Below are 15,936 nucleotides of genomic sequence, written 5' to 3' on the forward strand. Positions count from 1 at the left end.
TTAAAAATGCTATTCTCCAATTTGTAGGATTTTAACTCCAAGTACATCGCCGAGTTGAATAAGCTCTCCTTTAGCAACAGCTTTCCCACTTAAAGTTAGTTTTACTCCTTGCTCAGGTCGTATAGCTAGTTCAATTACATTGCCGGGTTTAAGCTGAGTAAGCTTTTTTAGATTCATCCGCATTCTTGCTATTTCTACATGAATAGTTAAAAGAGCATCAGGCACGGAGATTAATGGCTCTTCTAGTTCTTGCGTTGTTTTTTCTTCATTCATATCTTCTTCTTCGAAATCTTCATCCATGGATTCCTCCTGATAGGCATAGTCGATAATTTTGCAATTAGTTGGCTTACAAATTACAGTAAATAGGGGAGTTTGTTCTAAAAAAAGAGTTGCTGTTCCTTTTGCTGTATGAGGAGAGTAAGAGCAAACATCCAAGATCAAAAAATCACCGGCTGCGATTTTTTTCCATTGAGATAATGTAAGTTGTGTATAGCCGATTTGAGCAGATATGGCTAAGTTTATATCTTTTGCAAGGTTGCTTTCATAAATCGAAAGGGCTGTATTTGCAAAATGGGTTTTAAAAGCCTGATGAAAATCGGTAGGACATATAATTCTTCCCCATAGTACTTTTTTAGGATGATGAATACCGATATCCATACAAATACAATTTTCTTGAGGGAGGATGGTGGTTAAAGAACCCATTTTCAAAGACAGATCAGAAAAGGGTTTTAAAGGATCAAAGGCTTTTAGAGTTTCTAGTATTAGAAATCTATAAAAACCTTCTTGGAGAGAAGCAGAGTTTATCGTTTTCTGGTTCTGATTTTCTGTAAGAGCAAGTGAGATCAAGAAAGTGATATCTTCTTGTGCCATAACCCAAAAGCATTGCCCTACAAGTGGACTTAATTGCATGCTTGTTACGATTGGATGATTGCCGATCCCTAATAATACTTTCCCTTTTGGAAGCAGTTGAGTATCTCCCACCACAAGACTTAATTCAGGGGTTTGTAAAAGAGAAGCTACTTCTTGTATACATTGATCCCAAGGAATAGGAGGAGGGTTTCCCCATAAGGGAATTTCCTGCATCTCTTGCAAGGTATAATGGATTTGATGAATCCAGTTCATAGGCATTGTGTTCATTGATTGCCCTCATCATCTTGTTTTTGATGAGCAGTTGTTGCATAGGATTGCAGCTCTGGAATAATGTCATTAACAGAAAAACCAAAGGACTCTTGACGAAATCGATTAAGTAACTGAGGTACGTGAGAAGAGATTAAGGATAAGGCAGCGTTAGAGGTAGGCGCTAGCTCAATATTAAAAATCTTAGGTGCTGTTGAATATTCTTTTATAGTAATGCGCATTCCAGAGAAAAGGGTATTTGTGTCTAGGATAAAAGTGATTTCCTTGTCTTGCAAAGGATTCATAAGAATGCAAGCTGAGCCCAGTTTTTCCCAGAGTTCTTCTATTTCTATGGGAAAATGAGATGTTACAGGGGTATTGGCACTCAATTCAGTCTCAGAGATTTTTTGTGATAAAATAGTAGATAAATCAGGGTTTTTTTCAGGAGAAAGTATAAGATTAGGTGCCCAAATGGGATTTTCTGGAAGGTTCTTATCTTCGTTTTTTAAAAGTTTTTTTTGTTTTTTGTCTAAAAGTTTACTGAAAGAATTTTTAGGTGTTTGTTTACTGCTTTCTTGTTTTTTTAAAGAATCAGGTAATTTTGACGATATGGTCATTTAAGAATCTCCTTGCATTGGCTGTTGATCGCTCCCAAAGGATTCCTTGCGTTTAAAAAGAGGGCGCTCTTCCACATTTGTTTCCAAACGATGAATGCTAAAAGCGTAATTACCACTTGCAAAGTTTGCGAGTAAATTAGGCATATTTCCTTGAAACAATGCTACTGCTTCTGGATTTGCAGATAGCTGTACGTTAAAGGCTTTGGGAGCGGTACTATACTCAGTAATTGTAATACGAGCTCCATAAAAAACAGAAGAAGCAAATTCTTCTCCTGAAAGAGTCAGTTCTGTTTCTGTTGTTCCAGAAAGTTCCATAACTGTCATCACGCCTGCCATTCTATCAAATAATTGGCTTATTTGATAAGAGCTGAAAGCAGATCCTGTTGGTAATACAGAGGGTTGGTAGTTAGGTTGATTTGGTTGTATATTTGCTAAAGGCTCAAAAGAAGTAGATGTCTCTTCTTTTTTTTTTTCTTTAGGTTTGATAGTAAGAGGTGTCTGCTTTGAAAGAGAGGATTTAGAGATCTTAGGCGGAGCTTCTGGCGTAGGATTTGTTAAAATAACTTTTTTTTTAATGCTTTTTTCCTCTGTTTGCTTTTCTTCTAGTTTTTTTTCAACAGAAATTTCCTCTGCAGATTTCTTTTGCATCTCTTTTTCAGAGGATGGGGTTATTTTTTTATGGGATGCATCTATATTTTTTTTCACCCGGAAAGAATTTTTCCGAGAGCTAGAACTCTTAAAAATGGAATCAGGAGTGGGCGTTTTAGGAGTTTGTTCTTCTTCTTCTGGTGCATAGCGTTGTCTATTACTTCCTGAAGAAGTTTCTTCTTTTTTCCTGTAATCAAATTTTTCTCTAAATTGATTAGAATCTAGACGGCTCTTATCTTTTTTAGGATCATTAGCCGGATTAAGAGGGTTAGGAATTTTGCCAACTTTACTCATAGAGACCTCTTTTTTATCATCTTAACTCATACTGGATTTTTATCCGAGTTGTCCAACATTTTAGCAAGACTTCTTTTTCTTATGCTTTTGACGAGAAGTGGTTGTTTTTTTACGTTCATGGCCAGCAGAACCTATTTCATCCATTTCAACGCCTTCTTTTTGTTCTTCAATGAGATGTATTTCTCGATCCCATTCTTTGCGATGTAAGCGCATTTTTTCTACATCTTGTTGGCATTCTATGAGTTCTTTGCGAGCTTTTTCTACCTCTTCTTCAGCTATTTTTACTTTTTTTTTTTGTTTTACGACAGCTTGTTGTTTAACAGTTAGCTTTTCATCAACAAGTGTTAAATATTGCTTCATTTGCTCTATTTTATGAGGAACTGCTCCTTCATCCATGTGATCGCGTAATTGCTGAAGTTTATCAATGCGGTGTTCTTTTATCACATCTCGTTCTTTTTCTTTTTTGGTTAAGCTTGTTTGTTCTTGTTCAAGAATGCGTTTTTTATCTCGTAGATTAATTTCTGCTGTTTCGAGATTTTTTTGTTTAATCTCAGCTAATTGTTTAAGGGGATAACGTGGCATATCTATCTAAAAAGCATTTTGAGTTGTTGTAGAGTTTCTTCAAAACTACACGTTTCATCAACTGCTTGGCGTAAGAAACGATTTACCTTATCGATGTATTTAATAGCAAAGTCAGCTGCTTTATCAGAACCTGGTTTATACTCTCCGATGCGAATGAGCAGCTCATTTTTTTTGTAATTAGCTAAAACTTCGCGAACTTTGCCAATGAGCTGCAGATGCTCTTTATCGACAATGTGAGAGATAATTCGGCTAACCGAATCAAGAACATCAATGGCTGGATAGTGATATTGACGTGCAAGTTCTCTAGAGAGAATAATATGTCCATCGAGAATAGAGCGCACTTCGTCAGAGACGGGTTCATTTAAATCATCGCCTGCTACTAGAATGGTATAAAAAGCTGTAATGGATCCTTTGTCAGAATTGCCCGAGCGCTCTAACAAGCGAGGGAGTGTTGCAAAAACAGAAGGGGTAAAACCAGCTCTTGCAGGAGGTTCTCCTGCTGCAAGACCTACCTCTCTTAAAGCTCTTGCAAAACGAGTTACTGAATCCATCATCAAGATTACTTTTTTCCCTTGGTCTCGAAAATACTCTGCAATCGCTGTTCCCATATAGGCTGCATTGATGCGCAATTGCGCTGCTTGGTTGGATGTAGAAACCACAACAACCGATCTTTTCATTCCTTCTTCACCTAAATCGTTTTCTAAAAATTCGCGTACTTCTCTTCCTCTTTCTCCAATTAGACAAATAACATTGATGTCAGCTCTAGCATTACGGGCAATCATACCCAAAAGAGTGGATTTTCCACCTCCCGCAGCAGCAAAGATTCCCATTCTTTGTCCTTCCCCACAAGTAAGTAGACCATCAATACAACGAATGCCTAAGGAGATCGGTTCTGTAATAATTTTTCGTTTGAGAGGATCGGGAGGGGGGTTGATTACCGAATAGCTTTCTGTTAAATGAAGAGGACCTTTTTGCTCGAGATCTAAAGGGTTGCCTAAACCATCAACTACGCGTCCAAGAAGTTCCTCTCCTACTTTAATATGCAAGGACATTCGCAGAGGAATCACTTCGGAGGAAGGTCCTATTCCATGCATCTCTCCAAGAGGAGATAAGTAAACCTCTTCTCGAGTGAAGCCCATAACTTCTGCCATTAAAGGAGCTTCTTCTCGTTTGATAAGAACAACCTCACCCATTTTTACCTGGGGAACGATTGCTTTAATCAGCATCCCTACAACTTCAGTAATTCTTCCGTGTACTGTTGTAAGTTCTAGTTCATCAAGATGGGAGACTAGTTGATCAAAATCAGGCGTTGGTTTCATATGTCCTTATAGCTGTACTTGCATCAGTGTTTTAAATCCAGAAACAGCATTTGAAAGCAATACAGAGGTAAAATCTAATTCCTGTTGAGCCTTATTTAATTTTACCTGGATCAGTAAAAAATCAGCAGGAGCAAGACTGCTTCCTTTTGATTTAAGCGATTGCAGTTGTTTTTGAGCAGATACTAGTTGTTGTTGGCCATCAGCTAGCAGATTCATAAATCTACCTAATGGGCCTTGAAATTTAGCTGGGAGGGCTTCTTCTTGTTTTTCCTCATTTGTTCCTAATTTAGCATTTACCGCACGTAAATTAGCGGTTGTATTATTCAGTTTGTTTTTTAAGAGATATTTATCAGAAGAGCGCAATTTAAGTTTTGGTGTATTTAGTTGATTGGAGATATCTCCTAAGGTACTGTGCGCATGTTTAACTTGAGTGAGCAAATTGTCTGTCGTAGCAGCTTGTGTAATAGGGGAATGCCCTGATTGCATCAAGTCAAAAGGAGAAATCATTGGAGCTTTTCTGGTATTGGCAAGAGGAGACTCACCTGTTTTCATAAGAGAAGAAAAGGGCTGCCCTGCAGGAAGAGTTTTATTATCCTCTCCGATTCTAGCAGTTGGTGAAATACGCTCTGCGTTGCTTAAATCCTTAGTAGGGAAGTCTTGGTCTGCCATAATCTGATCCGTATTGTTTAACTTTTTCAAACTTCAGTATAGATATACCGCGTATCTTAACAAATAGCACAACTAGAGGTTTTTCGTCATGAAACTTCCACCTACTAACTAAGTATAAGGAGTAGAATATGGAACTTTATAATAAATATTTACTGTTAAATTATATCATATATACTCAAATACATTCGAAATGAGGTTGGCTTGCTTTTATGAGATCTTATTATTACTCCTCTATTTAAGAGAGCTGATTAATAATGTTCGGCTAAACCAATTTTGAATCTAAATATCTGGAAAATGCCATTTTTAAGTACTCCAACTTAAATTTCTATTACCGGTACATATAGTAATTCGAATATTAATTTTCATTGCTATGATGTATTATGGTTGAATGACATATTTACTAGGTTTGAGAAAAAACTCTAAAATATCTTGATAAATTGGAGATAGAAAAAAGGCAGCAGAAGCCTTTGGAATCACGTTATGCACATTGGCAAAATATAAACGAGTATACAAGGCATAAAACCGTTATAATAGGTTGTGTCAATTACTAAAAGCTTTTGAAGCACAACCCTCGGAAGATTACTTTTTGGGAGGTTTAGTTTCGATAGGAGAAGGGGCTTTCTTAATGAACTTTTCTACAAAATCAAGAGCGGTTTTAGCTAGGTTTTTAACCATAGGGTCTTGATTTTTTTGAGTGGATTCCTCTAAGGTTTTTTCTCCTTTTGCTAGTTCGGTTGGGTTTAAAGATAGAGTCAGACCAAGCAGGGTTTTAGCCATTTCATTCGAAGGTTCTTTAGCTAAGATTTCTTCAAAAATGGTCGCTGCTTGCTTGAGTTTAAGTTGACAGAGATTGAGATATCCCATCCCTAAACGAGGTAATGGATTATTGGAATCGAGTAGCTCTGCTGCTGCAAATAACTTAATAGCCGCATCTTCATCGCTTTGGTTGATTGCAATAAAGCCAGCTTCTGCCATTAAGATAAAATGGTCTTTAAATTTTTGAAGAGACATTGTAAAATCCTTTTTGCAAAATGATGGATACCATTAAGAGGTTTTTTGGTTACGCACCATATTATTAATCGTTGCTTGTACTTGAGAGATCAAATTAGAAATTGATTCACCAATCTGTGTAACTTGACTCATGGAAAATTGCAGAAGTAAGAATTTTCCTGGAGTTGCATGCGAAATAGAGCTTGCAACAGCCCGAACTTGACTAATTACAGTACTTTGCAATTTAGCGTATTGCTTGATTAACGTGTTAAATGTAATAGTTGCCCAATTCGATCCTTGTGGCATTTTTCATCCTTATTTTATTTTTTGTTAGCAATTCTAGTTAATACCCTTTGTAAAGCAGCATAACCATGTAATAGCTTACCATAGTTTTCAAAGTCTTCACTTTCGGTGCCTTGTCTCAATTTTGATTTGATGTCTTGAATAGCTTCATCTGTTTTTTTGAGTAAATCTTTTACTTTTCCAGGTTCGCTTTTTAATTCTTTCTCGAGATCAAATTCAAATAGTGGCTTATCTTTTTTTTCCAAACCAAACATAATTTTTAGCTCCTCATTGATGCGCGAATGAAAAATACTTATAGTCTTATTGCAGATTGTAATTAATTCTAAATTTTACGCCATCTTTTTCAAGCAATACCATGTTTGATAAGATTTCTGTAATCTTCATTCCATCGATCACATCCTCAATAGTGAGGATTTTTCCATTAATTACAACAAACATATTTTGATCATCTTTCTTGGAATAACCAGTGATTTGGTATTTTGTGGATAAATCGATCCTTGAAGTATCCGCTTTTGTATAAATCACAAAGTTTTTAATCAAACGAATTCCTGGTACTCTATAAAATTGATCAATAATTGTATTGAAAGTATGCGCTTTCTTTTGATCCACTCTACCTGCTAACACGAGTTCTCCATTGCTAATCTGATAGGTAACAGAACCAAATCCTTTTTCGATCAAGATGCTTTCAACCTGCATTTGTAAATTGGTTTCTATAACAACTTGATTTTCCAAACGATCTAAATAAGGAAAATTGAGATTCAAGTAGTCAGATAGAGCTTGGGCTTGCTCTAATGTCTGTACATAGCCTCGTAGTACAAACTTTCCAGGTGCAATGGAAGAAAGAGAAACACCAACCCAATTAGGGTTAGTTAATAAGAGGGCATTTGTATTTTCCCAAATTAATTCATCGACAATCACATTATCTTCGATGCTATGCACAAAAGAGAGGTTTTCAATTTTATATAGAAGCTCTTGTTTTTCTACAGAGCTTATTACATGCCCTAATAAAAAGAGTTTTCCATTAGGAGGATTAAAGGAGAATTGCACAGAAGAAAAAGTGCTGAGGTTCTCTTGCAGAATTTTATGCTCTTCTTTTTGAGAGATAACTTCAATCTTATCGGTTTTAAAAAGTGTAATCATGCTGGTAATACCAGCTAAAACAAGCACACCAAAAGCAGATGCTATGATTAAATGCTTTTTAGGGATAATCATTTCTCTCCAATCAGCAGATGTAGAGGTTTCTTCTTGCTTTAGCTCTTCTGTTTTGATACTCGTTGCAAGTGGAAGAGGAGAAAAAATGGTTTCTTGTATCTGTTCTCGATCGATCAGTAAAAAGGAGGTTGTTCCTAGTGAAATAAGATCTTCTGAGGAAAGAAGGTGTTTACTGGCAATGGCTATTCCGTTAACTAATACGCCGTTGCGACTGCTTAAATCTTCAATGAATACTTGATTAGTGTCGTCAATGCTAATCCGCGCATGTTGTCTAGAAACACTTAAGTCTTGAAAAGCAATATCACATAAATTGGGATCTTTTCCTAGGACATAGGAAGACCCTTTCTGCATAGAAAACTCGGCACCGGCATTTGGTCCATTTGTCACTTTAATAATAAAGCGCCCCAATGTTCGAGACCCTATTCTTACACTTTCTAGATCGGGATCGTCTTGTAGAGTTCCTGCTTCTAAATCTGGATAGGAATGAGAAAACCTAAAAATACTACTACCAATCTTAATTAAATCTCCTTCCTTTAATAAAACAGGTTCTATCAGAATCTGTCCATTATATAACGCAGGGTTAGTTGTGCTGATGTTTTCTAGTACATAACCCTCTTCTGTGTACCTACAAATCACGTGTCTACGTGAGACAAGAGGATCTTCTAAAACAATGGAAGCTACTTCAGGGTCTCTTCCTAAGACCCACTCTTCTTCCTCTTCAAACCGTGCAACAAACCCTATCAGAGGGCCCTCTTCCCCAATTAAATATCCAGCCATGTTTATTTTATCTTTGTCGAGCTTATGTTTTTTTATTGATAAAAAGAGAGCTCATTTTTCCAAAAACCGAGATAATTTGTGAAGTCCTCTAGAGCATCCTTAAATACTTTGTACTTCATGTCATACGGCAAAACCAGACACAGTGTCAAGAACTTCTCATCTCGATCTAAGCCAATAATAGAGCCCCCGGTTCCTTGTCCTAATAAATTCGCTTTCATGAGGTATATAAATAACTCTTCTTGTTTATTTAAAGGACATATTCCAATTGTTGCAAAGAAGGTACATCCCGGGTCTAATTCTCGAAAAGTAATAATTAGTTCTTTGTGCAATTTTAATAGATAGAGTTTATTTTCTTTGGATAAGGCATCTTCCAAAGCAAGATTTTCGACTAATTGTGTAAGATGTTCTTCTAACATGTAAATCTCCACTCTATATAACGTTTAAACTGCTCTATAGATAAAAGTAAATCGTTTTTTTTTAAGAGTAAAGAAAGAGAAGTCTTATTTGTATTAATAAATAAATTAATCAATAATAAAATTATAGTATAATTAAATTGAATAAAGAGGGTCTCGTGAGCTTAAAAGAAGAATGTCAACAGCTTAGCGACTTATTTCGTCGTGCTGCAGAAGGGCAATCGATAGATTTACAGCAAGTATTTGCTCAATCTCTACAGTTTTTTGAACGACTAAAAGTGGAATTAAAAGAGGAAGATCCACAAAGAAGGCAAGAAGCCATGGCCATGTTAATGGAAATTTATCAGCATATGATCAAAGATACTAAGCTCATTTGTGAAACTTCAGGAATGACAGAGGAGCAGCTTATTGCTTTTGCGGAAAACCCTACTAACTTTTCCCCCGAGCAATGGACGTCTATTCAAGAATCTAGAGAGAAAATTTTCCATGCAGGAGAAGATTTAGCCAAAGCTCTAGAACAACTTTCGCATCCTCAAATAAAGAAAAACCCCCAAGATCCCAGTAAAAAAATCAAAAAATCCGGTTGGATGCGCAGTTAATAGCCTTAATTCCAGATACTTATATAAACACCTTATTCTTAATTTCTTGTGTCTTTAAAGAGTTTTTTTATGGATTCATTTCTCTAAAAATAAAATTACTTCTTAAGTCATTTATTATCAGAGTTTAAATGAAATCTTATTATATTTTTAATAGTTTATTAACGTTTTTATGATTAAATAGATGTTAGATAGATAGATGGATTATAAAAGTATAATAAGAGGAAATCATGTCAAATATATTACTTAATAAAGAGTTACTACAGGGAATTATCCAGCAAAATAATGTACCTAAGAAGTCACAAGACGATCCTACCGAGTCTTTAGCAGATCGTATTAAGGATATGGTTGCAAGCGGTGCTACGCTTGAGTTGATTGTTTTAGCGATTATGACTAATGACTCTGGGAATGGAGCAATGGACGTTTGTTCTTTAAATATCACAAAGATTACAGAAGAGGCTAATGAACTTAGTGATGTGCAAAACGATTTAATTAATCTTCAAAGGATTCTTAGTAAAATCGAAGCTGAGCTTGGTTCTAAAAAAGATCTTTCTCCAGATGATTGGAAGAAGTTTGATAAATCTTTATTAAAGCAGTTAAAAGATAGTTATGAAAAACTTTGTAAAGACCAAAAGACACTGGCAGGAAGCTCTGAACCTAAACTGAAAGCTGTAGCTGATATGGTGGGTAACTGGCTTAAAGACCTAAATTCTTCTATTCCTACACCCTCTGGGGATAAAGGAAAATTAGATCCTTTTAATGAGTTGCTAAAAAAATGGGATGGAAATACAGATTTTCCTCTAAATGGTAAGAATTTAGCGAATAACCTTTCTGGAGCTATTTATGCTCTAGCTAAGAATTTCTACAATAAAAATCACTCAGGCTCTGGCGATGCTAATACCGATTACTTAGGAGAATGGGGTCAATCCGTGCAGGCTTGTGAACAGTTAACTTCTGGTACTTCACAGCAGGAAACAACTTCCGTACAAGGGTTTATGCAGATTTTAAACTCATTTAATAACATTGGGCAGCAGGGTATACAAGCTTCTTCTCAAGGAAAAGAGGCTATTATACGAAACCAGAAATCCGGATAATCATTTTTTTCTTTTCCAAATCAAGATGGAACGGGATAATCTTCTGATTATCTCGTTTTTTGTTTAAAAAAAATCTTTTAACTATTTTGGATTGAAGGAGTTAGAAGGGCTTTTTTTGCCCTAAGTTAGTTACACAAGGGCTAGTCTTTTTGATTACTCTCCTTCTTTCAGCTTATTAAGAGGTCTCTTTAGGGTGCTTAAGTTCTAGGGTCGACTTTATAGATACAATACTAGTTTAAGAGCGGGATAAATTAATTAAAGTCCAACGCTTCTAACTAATGTAGTTAAAGATTATAACTTGTAAGGCTCATAATTGTAGCAATTGATGGCATAGGTTAATTCTTAGTTTTTTGTGATATAAAATTATTTAATACTTCTTGTATAGCTAGAAAGCCTATTTTCATAGCTTCCAATTCCTCAGGATTATTTTGGGTTTGATTAAGAGCTTTTTGAAGATCTTGTGTTATTTGTGCGGTTTCAGCTTTATCTACTACAATTACGTCGCGATTAAAGGGTATGGATTTAGGCCAGGCAGGAGGGAGAGGTGTTGTTCTTTTATGCTTATACCAACCTGAAAGATTATCGCACTCATAATAGATAGGTAGATTTATCTCTCTTACCACAACAGCTTCACGAATAGGTTCTTTAGAAATCTTGCACTTTCTTTTTGTAAATTCAGGTCTATTCATATAGCAATACGGGATCGATCCAAAGGATTCAGCAGTAGCATTATTTATAATGTTTTGATAGTCCTGCATGGTTTGTTCGATAAAGTCTAGTTGATTTTCTTGTGTTTTGAGAATTTTTAAAAACTTGACTTTTTCTTCTTGTATGCGTTCTGAAACTTTTTCTGAATTAGAAAGAGAAATTGTCATCGGTTTATAATAGTTATAAAGTTTTTCTACGTTTTCTTTGAAAATTTGTCTTTTTTCTATCAAAGAACTGACTAACATTGCACCATCTTGACTCGCGTTTAAACGAACCAAATTAGAGAATGCTGTGCAAAATGCATCTTCGTAAGGTTCTTCTTTAGCAACTACATCAAATAGAGTTAGCGCTACTCCGTTAATATGAGGAGAGACTGTTTTTAAAGAATTCAGATTTCCTATTTTACCAAGTATAGAGCCATCTACTGCTATACCAGCGACCCTTGGTAAAGTACCCCAAAGTTTTTGCCAAAGGCTTAGATCTTTGTTAGAGTAAAATTGATAAATGCTGTGTCCATAAGTTAATATGTTCAAACTATGAAGAAAGACTGCTGCCACAATTAACTCCTATTTATTTTCTTAAAATCTCTATCTCTTTCTAAAAAGAGATTAAATGAAAGCTAAAGCTCAGCATTCCCTTCTAGAGAAAGAAAAAAAGCATTTTAAGTTTTTCATTAAATAAAAGTAAATTTTTTTTAATATGTTTGATTAATAAAGTTTATCTTTGGTCAAAAGAGAGATTTTTTGCCAAGGCAATTTCTTTTTTCTCAAGGCCTCTGCATAGAGAGTCGTTTCTTTTAAATAGTTTTATTAATATTTATTGAATTTAGTTTAATTATAAATAATAAAACGAATTAAAATTCTGTTAAATTAATTCATTTTTATGTTTTAATAAAACTAAGGTCGATTAAATTAGTACAAACACTAAAAAAGAGATCTAATCATGGCAGAAAATTCTTTAGCAGCCGCAGCAGAGATAGTAGCTACTCTCTCTAATTTGAGTGAGGCACAACGCTCTTCATCTAAAGATGAAGCGTACATAAAAAGCATTTTAAGGAATGCATTATCTGAAATTAACAACCCTCAAGAGTTGAAGCGCATTCTAACAAATCTTGCAAGTACAAAAGGGCTTAGTGATAGTGTGCGTAATTGTTTAGATATACTTATGCCCAAAGTAAATAAACTTTGCATTGCGGAAGAAGCATCAAAAAGCTCTCCGAAAGACTCAAATCTCAATGATGATGTGAGAAAAATTAAAACGTGTGTAAATACCATTCTTGCCAAATTACAATCAGAAAATAGTCAAATGCTAGCTAAAGATAGAATACAACTGAACCATTGGACTCAGGCACAAGATACTGTTGGCTCTATGGCAAAAATAATTCTTCAAAGATAAGGAACTTTATGAAAAAAGACAAAGAGATCGAAAAAATCGAAACGTTTTTAGAAGAAGGGGTGGAGTATAAAGACACTCATTTTGAAGAGTTATTAAATTTGATGAACAAATTGATGACAGATCTAAAAGAAGCGGTTTCTAAAGGAAGCCAAGAGCAGCAGAAAATAGCCGCAGAAAAATTAGAACAAGCAAGACATTTGTTGTATGATTATCTCGAATCAGCAACGGAGAAATTAGGTTTAGAACAAGATCAACTACAATTGATTTTGTCCTATTTTTTTAATACAGCTTCACCACATCGAGATAAGCTTGTGATTTTTCAACAAGAGTTTGAAAAAAATAGTAAGGAAGTAGAAAAACTTCTCGATGCGAAAATACCTCAGAAAAAAAAGAGAGGTACATTAAAAAAATATGCCCAGAAATCCAGCTGGGTTCAATCTTAAGAAGGCTTTTTTATGTCCCTACAGATACAACAAATACCATTTATAGAAGAAGCAAATCCTAATAACCTTTTTATCGAAAAGGAAAAAGGTTATGACATCAATCTTTTATTGGTACTTGCTATTCTTGTTTTAGTTACAAATTCTAAAGGGACAGGAGCTCTTGATCGGGTTACTAAAAAAATGGAAGAAGCAACACGCACATCAGAAGAACTAAGAAGTTTCCAAGATAACCTGATCATGCTCAATGAAAAGATAGGTAAATTTCAATTATCTGCAGAGAAAAGGTCTACTGCTCAGTCTTGGGAGGAAGATAAAATAGGTAACGCCATCAAAGAGTTTGCTCAAGGAATTTTGGATCTTCAGAAAAATATTACAGAGCTTGAAAAGCGTGTAAAACAATATCCTGATCTCGAAATTCTTTTAGCAACTACACAGGATCTTTTTAGATGCTTTAACAAGCAATTTAATCCCATAGATAGTCGTAGTATAATAGATGCTATTTCCGATTGGAAAGAAGATCAAGATCTGAATTTTCATGGAACGGATTTGCATTTTCAACCCAATGCTCAAAAAAAAGATCCTACTCAGTTTAATCGTATGATTGCTTGGGCAATGACACAAGTTTATCTTATTAATCAAGGAAAGATCAAAGATCCAAAAGCGGAGAATCCATTGGAAGATTGGAATGCAGATGACAATGCTAGTATGCAAATGCTCATTGGACAGTCTCAACAAAGTTCCATTGAAATGAAATCCTATATGACTCTAATCACTTCTTACAATAATACGATGAAAGCATCTTTGCAGGCTTGTAAGAAAGAAGTACAAAAAATGGTGAGGGAGCAAATCAGTCAAAATTAACAAGGAGGAATTTATGTCGGATATAACAACAAATACTACCTCTTCTGAAAAGATCATACAGCCTGCTTCAGGATCTGTTAAGCAAAAAACAAGTCTTCCATTCTCACGGCAACAAGACGATCTGCCTTATACAGGTTCAACAGATCCGATCCCACCAGAACAACTAAAGCAGATTGAACAAGATCTTGCTCATTTACACGCATCAAAACAGATCCAACATCAATCAGAACAATTACAAAAATATGCAGCATCTCTTAAGGAATTTAACAAGGAAGATCTAGAACAAATCAAGCAAGAAATCGCTAATCTATCCTCCAAACAATTAGAAGATCTAATCAATCAGTTGAAAAAACACTTTAGTCAATTACAAGCCACCCTGATTGAGCTAAAAAAACAAAAAAAAATAGACCCTGAAAAAGCAGATCTTATTTTAGATACCATAGATACTCTTAGCTCTAAAGATCTGCAAAATCTCTCAAAAGATGATCAACAGAAATTAAACAACACAATTGATGCTCTCAAAGAAAAAGTAACAGAGTTGATCCAAAACAAACAAGTAGAACCCAAAGAAGCAAATGTCTTAATCCTTTTTTTGGCCTTTGCAAAAGCTCAAATGGATCAAAACGATAAAGCCATGTTAGCTGGAATCCAACAAACCAAAGTAAAAACGACTCAGCTGGAATTGCAAGCTGAAAAACAAAAAGATCTCGCTGGTCAATCGACCCAAGGACGGCATTTTAGTACTACGAAAGCGGTTATCTTTGGACTAGTTGCTGCAGCTCTTGGTGGGCTATTAGCATTTTTTACAGGAGGGATTAGTGTTGTATTAGCAGGGGCTGCCATTGGAGCTGGTATTGGAGCTGCATCAATCGGAATTGTTGCTACTGTAGAAGACAAAAACCCTGATGCTCTAGGACTTGGAGGGATAACTGATACGGGTCCTGATTCAAAAATAATGAGTAAGTTACAAGCTCTGCTTGCTTATTGTAACACCCAAACACAAAAACTCTCTTCTCAACTTGGCTCTACGGAAAAAATGTTTGTGGAAAACACTTCCGATAGATCTACTCAGTTAGGACAGCAAGCAGGACAAGCCATTTCTGACATGGGCAAAATCATGGAACCTAGATAGGAGTTAAATATGTCATTATCTATCTTAGAAACTAGCTCTCTTTTGAAGCATCTTCAAGGAGCTAGTACTAAAGTACAAGTAACCCAAATGGATACTGTTAATCAAGTAACTCAGATGTTACAGGCCCTAGCTGATCATAGTCTTTCGGAAGCAGAAGAAGTGGCTGTCATTTCAAAAATAGCGGGCTATGTACAACTAGCCACCCTTTTTTTAGGCCCTCTTCTAATGCTTGGTGGCATTTTAGCAACAGGAGGAGCACTCTCTGGCTTCTTAGGCGAAGCTGCTGCAGCCGGAGCACAAGGTTCTGCTCAAATCATCCAGGCGATACTCGGCGGTACACAAGGTGCATTAGAAGCCGTAAGTAGCGAAAAAAAAGCCAATATACAAAAAGATAAAATGAGTACTACCAATTTGCAAAGAAGTAACGATGATATTTTAAAAACCGTAGAAAAAGAAATGCAAGAAACCAAAGAGTACACGGAAGGGGCTATTAAAATCCTTAATAATGATGCAAGAATAGCTGATCAAAAGACCATGTAATAAAAGGTGATTACAGAGTTTCTATTAGTAACAGAAACTCTGTTTTTTACAATTCTTAGAAAGAAAACATTTTCTATTTTTAGATCAAATTTAGATCTAAATCATGTAATCATATCTCTAAGATTTAAACTTAGGGAAGGTTTTATCACATCGATAAAAAATAAATGAAAAGAGTTAAGAGTCCATAGAATTTTGCAATTCTCTCTTTATTTTAAAAAGGGAGTTGA

The 15,936-nt window shown here is 35.4% G+C and carries 19 protein-coding genes; 7 read left to right on the forward strand and 12 right to left on the reverse strand.

Going from position 1 to position 15,936, the window contains the following annotated elements:
- Positions 1 to 9 precede the first annotated feature (9 nt).
- From sctQ to RHAB15C_RS01335, 11 genes are all read right to left on the reverse strand, one after another.
- A complete protein-coding gene (sctQ, locus tag RHAB15C_RS01285; protein WP_194845505.1) occupies positions 10 to 1,137 on the reverse strand; it encodes a type III secretion system cytoplasmic ring protein SctQ in 1,128 nt (375 codons plus the stop codon).
- Entirely contained in the window at positions 1,134 to 1,733 is a 600-nt protein-coding gene (locus RHAB15C_RS01290) for a hypothetical protein (RefSeq protein WP_194845504.1), read from the reverse strand. The genes sctQ and RHAB15C_RS01290 overlap by 4 nt, the downstream gene beginning before the upstream one ends.
- Complete coding sequence (locus tag RHAB15C_RS01295) at positions 1,734 to 2,675, reverse strand: hypothetical protein (protein WP_194845503.1); 942 nt, start codon at positions 2,673 to 2,675, stop codon at positions 1,734 to 1,736.
- 60 nt (positions 2,676 to 2,735) lie between these two features.
- On the reverse strand, positions 2,736 to 3,257 hold the full coding sequence (locus tag RHAB15C_RS01300; RefSeq protein WP_194845502.1) for a flagellar FliJ family protein: 522 nt from the start codon (positions 3,255 to 3,257) through the stop codon (positions 2,736 to 2,738).
- A gap of 2 nt (positions 3,258 to 3,259) precedes the next feature.
- The gene (gene sctN / locus RHAB15C_RS01305) at positions 3,260 to 4,576 is read right to left on the reverse strand and encodes a type III secretion system ATPase SctN (protein WP_194845501.1); all 1,317 of its coding nucleotides are present in this window, start codon (positions 4,574 to 4,576) and stop codon (positions 3,260 to 3,262) included.
- A 6-nt stretch (positions 4,577 to 4,582) separates the two neighbouring features.
- Positions 4,583 to 5,245, reverse strand: a complete 663-nt coding sequence (locus RHAB15C_RS01310) for a hypothetical protein (protein WP_194845500.1) — start codon at positions 5,243 to 5,245, stop codon at positions 4,583 to 4,585.
- A gap of 579 nt (positions 5,246 to 5,824) precedes the next feature.
- Entirely contained in the window at positions 5,825 to 6,256 is a 432-nt protein-coding gene (locus tag RHAB15C_RS01315; protein ID WP_194845499.1) for a CdsG family type III secretion system protein, read from the reverse strand.
- A 33-nt stretch (positions 6,257 to 6,289) separates the two neighbouring features.
- Positions 6,290 to 6,541: a hypothetical protein gene (locus RHAB15C_RS01320; RefSeq protein ID WP_194845498.1), complete on the reverse strand. Its 252-nt coding sequence runs from the start codon at positions 6,539 to 6,541 to the stop codon at positions 6,290 to 6,292.
- A gap of 14 nt (positions 6,542 to 6,555) precedes the next feature.
- Positions 6,556 to 6,792 (reverse strand): DUF5398 family protein, encoded by a 237-nt coding sequence (locus RHAB15C_RS01325; protein WP_194845497.1) that lies wholly within the window; start codon positions 6,790 to 6,792, stop codon positions 6,556 to 6,558.
- A gap of 46 nt (positions 6,793 to 6,838) precedes the next feature.
- A complete protein-coding gene (sctD, locus tag RHAB15C_RS01330) occupies positions 6,839 to 8,527 on the reverse strand; it encodes a type III secretion system inner membrane ring subunit SctD (RefSeq protein ID WP_194845496.1) in 1,689 nt (562 codons plus the stop codon).
- A gap of 32 nt (positions 8,528 to 8,559) precedes the next feature.
- Positions 8,560 to 8,943 carry a type III secretion system chaperone gene (locus RHAB15C_RS01335; RefSeq protein WP_194845495.1) on the reverse strand — a complete coding sequence of 128 codons (384 nt, stop codon included), beginning with the start codon at positions 8,941 to 8,943 and terminating at the stop codon, positions 8,560 to 8,562.
- Between the two features lie 155 nt (positions 8,944 to 9,098).
- Here RHAB15C_RS01335 and RHAB15C_RS01340 point away from each other — a divergent pair, with 155 nt between their 5' ends.
- Positions 9,099 to 9,539 carry a hypothetical protein gene (locus RHAB15C_RS01340; protein ID WP_194845494.1) on the forward strand — a complete coding sequence of 147 codons (441 nt, stop codon included), beginning with the start codon at positions 9,099 to 9,101 and terminating at the stop codon, positions 9,537 to 9,539.
- Positions 9,540 to 9,766: 227 nt separating this feature from the next.
- Positions 9,767 to 10,630, forward strand: coding sequence for a hypothetical protein (locus tag RHAB15C_RS01345; RefSeq protein WP_194845493.1), 864 nt, complete (start codon positions 9,767 to 9,769; stop codon positions 10,628 to 10,630).
- 335 nt (positions 10,631 to 10,965) lie between these two features.
- Here the strand turns inward: RHAB15C_RS01345 and RHAB15C_RS01350 are convergent, their stop codons facing one another.
- Positions 10,966 to 11,895 carry a hypothetical protein gene (locus RHAB15C_RS01350; protein WP_194845492.1) on the reverse strand — a complete coding sequence of 310 codons (930 nt, stop codon included), beginning with the start codon at positions 11,893 to 11,895 and terminating at the stop codon, positions 10,966 to 10,968.
- 385 nt (positions 11,896 to 12,280) lie between these two features.
- Here RHAB15C_RS01350 and RHAB15C_RS01355 point away from each other — a divergent pair, with 385 nt between their 5' ends.
- The 5 genes from RHAB15C_RS01355 to RHAB15C_RS01375 are packed head-to-tail and all read left to right on the forward strand — an operon-like array spanning position 12,281 to position 15,709.
- Positions 12,281 to 12,733 carry a hypothetical protein gene (locus RHAB15C_RS01355; RefSeq protein ID WP_194845491.1) on the forward strand — a complete coding sequence of 151 codons (453 nt, stop codon included), beginning with the start codon at positions 12,281 to 12,283 and terminating at the stop codon, positions 12,731 to 12,733.
- 8 nt (positions 12,734 to 12,741) lie between these two features.
- Positions 12,742 to 13,176 (forward strand): hypothetical protein, encoded by a 435-nt coding sequence (locus RHAB15C_RS01360; RefSeq protein ID WP_194845490.1) that lies wholly within the window; start codon positions 12,742 to 12,744, stop codon positions 13,174 to 13,176.
- Between the two features lie 12 nt (positions 13,177 to 13,188).
- The gene (locus tag RHAB15C_RS01365) at positions 13,189 to 14,037 is read left to right on the forward strand and encodes a hypothetical protein (protein WP_194845489.1); all 849 of its coding nucleotides are present in this window, start codon (positions 13,189 to 13,191) and stop codon (positions 14,035 to 14,037) included.
- Positions 14,038 to 14,050: 13 nt separating this feature from the next.
- The gene (locus RHAB15C_RS01370; protein ID WP_194845488.1) at positions 14,051 to 15,169 is read left to right on the forward strand and encodes a hypothetical protein; all 1,119 of its coding nucleotides are present in this window, start codon (positions 14,051 to 14,053) and stop codon (positions 15,167 to 15,169) included.
- A 9-nt stretch (positions 15,170 to 15,178) separates the two neighbouring features.
- Entirely contained in the window at positions 15,179 to 15,709 is a 531-nt protein-coding gene (locus tag RHAB15C_RS01375; RefSeq protein WP_194845487.1) for a hypothetical protein, read from the forward strand.
- The last annotated feature ends 227 nt before the right edge of the window (positions 15,710 to 15,936 follow it).

Source organism: Candidatus Rhabdochlamydia porcellionis, assembly GCF_015356815.2.
GTDB lineage: Bacteria > Chlamydiota > Chlamydiia > Chlamydiales > Rhabdochlamydiaceae > Rhabdochlamydia > Rhabdochlamydia porcellionis.